At 69.1% G+C, this 2,899-nt stretch carries 3 protein-coding genes; all 3 read left to right on the top strand.

Annotation, left to right across the window (positions count from 1 at the left end):
• On the top strand, nucleotides 1–246 hold a 246-nt coding region (locus G3N96_RS38200), incomplete at its 5' end, for an SDR family oxidoreductase (protein WP_206140441.1).
• A 235-nt stretch (nucleotides 247–481) separates the two neighbouring features.
• Nucleotides 482–1,744, top strand: a complete 1,263-nt coding sequence (locus G3N96_RS38195; protein ID WP_124583774.1) for an MFS transporter — start codon at nucleotides 482–484, stop codon at nucleotides 1,742–1,744.
• A 28-nt stretch (nucleotides 1,745–1,772) separates the two neighbouring features.
• Nucleotides 1,773–2,899, top strand: a 1,127-nt coding sequence (locus tag G3N96_RS38190; protein ID WP_206140440.1) for an FAD-dependent oxidoreductase, incomplete at its 3' end; no start/stop codon positions are given.

Here is a 2,899-nt window from a genome sequence, read left to right as displayed (position 1 = left end):
TCCGCCGCCGTCGAATTCGCCGCCCGCGGCATCACCGTCAACGCGGTCGCGCCGGGCTTCACGCGCAAGGACCACGGGCCGAGCGCCGGCAATGCCGCCGCATGGGCGCAGGCCGAACAGGCGACACCGCTCGGCCGGATCGCCGAACCCGACGACGTCGCGGCACTGATCGCGTTCCTGCTGTCGGACGCCGCGCGACAGATCACCGGCCAGGTCATTCACGTCGACGGTGGCCTGACGCTCTGAGGCAAGTGCCTGCGCGCCGTGCCGGCGCGCGACCATCACCACCGTTGCCCCGGCCTGCATGGCGCCCAAGCGCGATCGGATCGGCCATCACGCTTTCCCCGAACGTACGCACGCCGCCCTCACCGTTCATCGCGCCGCCTCGCACCCGCACTCACCTTTTTGGCACCCCGCATCCCGCCCGTAAAATAGCCGCCAGACGGCAGCGCGAGACGAGACAGAAGAGGAGGCGGCAAGCATGCAGGCATTCCAGTGGTTCAACGAACTGTCGACGCGCGAGCGCAGGACGCTGTACGCCGGCTTCGGCGGCTACGCGGTCGATGCGTTCGACTTCATGATCTATTCGTTCCTGATTCCGACGCTGATCGCCACCTGGGGCATGACGAAGAGCGAGGCCGGGATGATCGCGACGAGCTCGCTGATCTCGTCGGCGCTCGGCGGCTGGGTCGCCGGCATCCTTGCCGACCGCTACGGCCGCGTACGCGTGCTGCAGTGGACGATCGCGACGTTCGCGCTGTTCACCTGCCTGTCCGGCTTCACCCATTCGTTCTGGCAACTGCTCGCGACGCGCACGCTGCAGGGCTTCGGCTTCGGCGGCGAATGGTCGGTCGTGACGATCATGATGGCCGAGACGATCCGCTCGCCCGAGCATCGCGGGAAGGCGGTCGGCACCGTGCAGAGCAGCTGGTCGTTCGGCTGGGGCGCGGCCGCGATCCTCTACTGGGCGTTCTTCGCGCTGCTGCCCGAGCAGATCGCATGGCGCGCGTGCTTCTGGATCGGCATCCTGCCCGCGCTATGGATCCTGTACATCCGCCGCAACGTCAGCGATCCGGACATCTACACGGCCACCCGCCGCGCGCGCGACGAAGGCCGCGTGTCGGGCCACTTCCTCGAGATCTTCTCGCCGCCGCACCTGCGCGCGACGCTGTTCGGCAGCGCGCTGTGCACCGGGATGCTCGGCGGCTACTACGCGATCACGACGTGGCTGCCCACCTACCTGAAAACCGTCCGCCACCTGTCGGTGTTCAACACGAGCGGCTATCTCGTCGTGCTGATCGTCGGCTCGTTCGTCGGCTACGTCGTCGGCGCGATCCTGTCCGACCGGCTCGGCCGCCGCGCGTCGTTCATCCTGTTCGCGATCGGCTCGTTCTCGCTCGGCATGGCGTACACGATGCTGCCGATCACCGACACGGCGATGCTGCTGCTCGGCTTCCCGCTCGGCATCGTCGTGCAGGGGATCTTCGCGGGCGTCGGCGCTTATCTGTCGGAGCTGTATCCGGGCGCGATCCGCGGCTCGGGCCAGGGCTTCTGCTACAACCTCGGGCGCGGGCTCGGCTCGTTCTTCCCGATCCTCGTCGGCGCGCTGTCGCAGTCGATGTCGCTCGTGAAGGCGATCGGCCTCGTGGCCGGCGGCGGCTACCTGCTCGTGATCGTCGCCGCGCTCGTGCTGCCGGAAACGCGCGGCAAGTCGCTCGTCGACGATCCGGCCGTCGCGTCGTGAGCGGCCTCCTCGTTCGGGAAACCGCATCATGCACGTGATCGTTCTCGGCGCCGGCGTGATCGGCGTCACCACGGCCTGGCACCTGCGCGAAGCAGGCTGCGACGTCACCGTGATCGAACGCGAAGCCGATGTCGCGCAGGCGACGAGCCTCGGCAACGCGGGCGTGATCGCCCCCGGCTACGTGACGCCGTGGGCGGCGCCCGGGATGCCGGGCAAGATCCTCAAGTACCTGTTCAAGCCCGCTTCGCCGCTGATCTTCCGGCCGACGCTCGACGCCGCGCAGTGGCGCTGGATCGCGCACTGGCTGCGCGAATGCGAGTTCGAGCGGTTCCGTGTGAACAAGCAGCGGATGCAGCGCATCGCGTACTACAGTCGCGCGTGCCTGCATGCGTTTCGCGACGACCATCCGTTCGACTACGGCGCGAGCCGCGGCTACCTGCAACTGCTGCGCGGTGCGTTCGACGTCGAGATGGTGCAGCCCGCGTTGAAGGTGTTGCGCGACGCGGGCATCACGTTCCGCGAACTCGATGCAGCCGGCTGCACGGCGATCGAACCGGGCTTGCGCTGGGCGCGGCAGGCGCCCGTCGGCGGCATCTACCTGCCCGACGACGAAGCCGGCGACTGCGCACGCTTCACGCGCAAACTGCGGGCACTGTGCGAAGCCAACGGCGTGACGTTCCGCTTTCGCACGGAAGTGCGGGCGCTCGACGTTGCAGCCGGCCGGGTGCGCGGCGTGCGGATCGTCGGCACCGGCGACGAGGATGGCGGACCGAATCCGCATGCATCGAACCGCGGCGGCAAGCACCGCGACCTGCGGCTCGCTGCCGACGCGACCGTCGTCGCGCTCGGTGTCGACAGCGCCGGCCTGCTGCGGCCGCACGGCATCGACGTGCCGCTGTATCCGGTGAAGGGCTACTCGGCGACGCTCGCCGTCGTCGACGACGAAAAATCTCCGCACGCCGCGCTGATGGACGAATCGCTGAAGACGGCGATCACGCGTTTCGGCCCGACGCTGCGCGTCGCGGGTACCGCGGAACTCGGCAACCGGCACGCCGCGCTGCGCCAGCAGGCGCTCGATACGCTGATGAAGGTGCTCGACGACTGGTTCCCGCACGCGGCCGATCGGGCGTCGGCGCGCTTCTGGGTCGGCCGCCG

This window comes from Burkholderia sp. Se-20373, assembly GCF_017104705.1.
Taxonomy (GTDB): domain Bacteria; phylum Pseudomonadota; class Gammaproteobacteria; order Burkholderiales; family Burkholderiaceae; genus Burkholderia.
The sequence above is the reverse complement of the archived record's forward strand: the minus strand, read 5'-3'. Positions and strand labels throughout refer to the sequence as shown.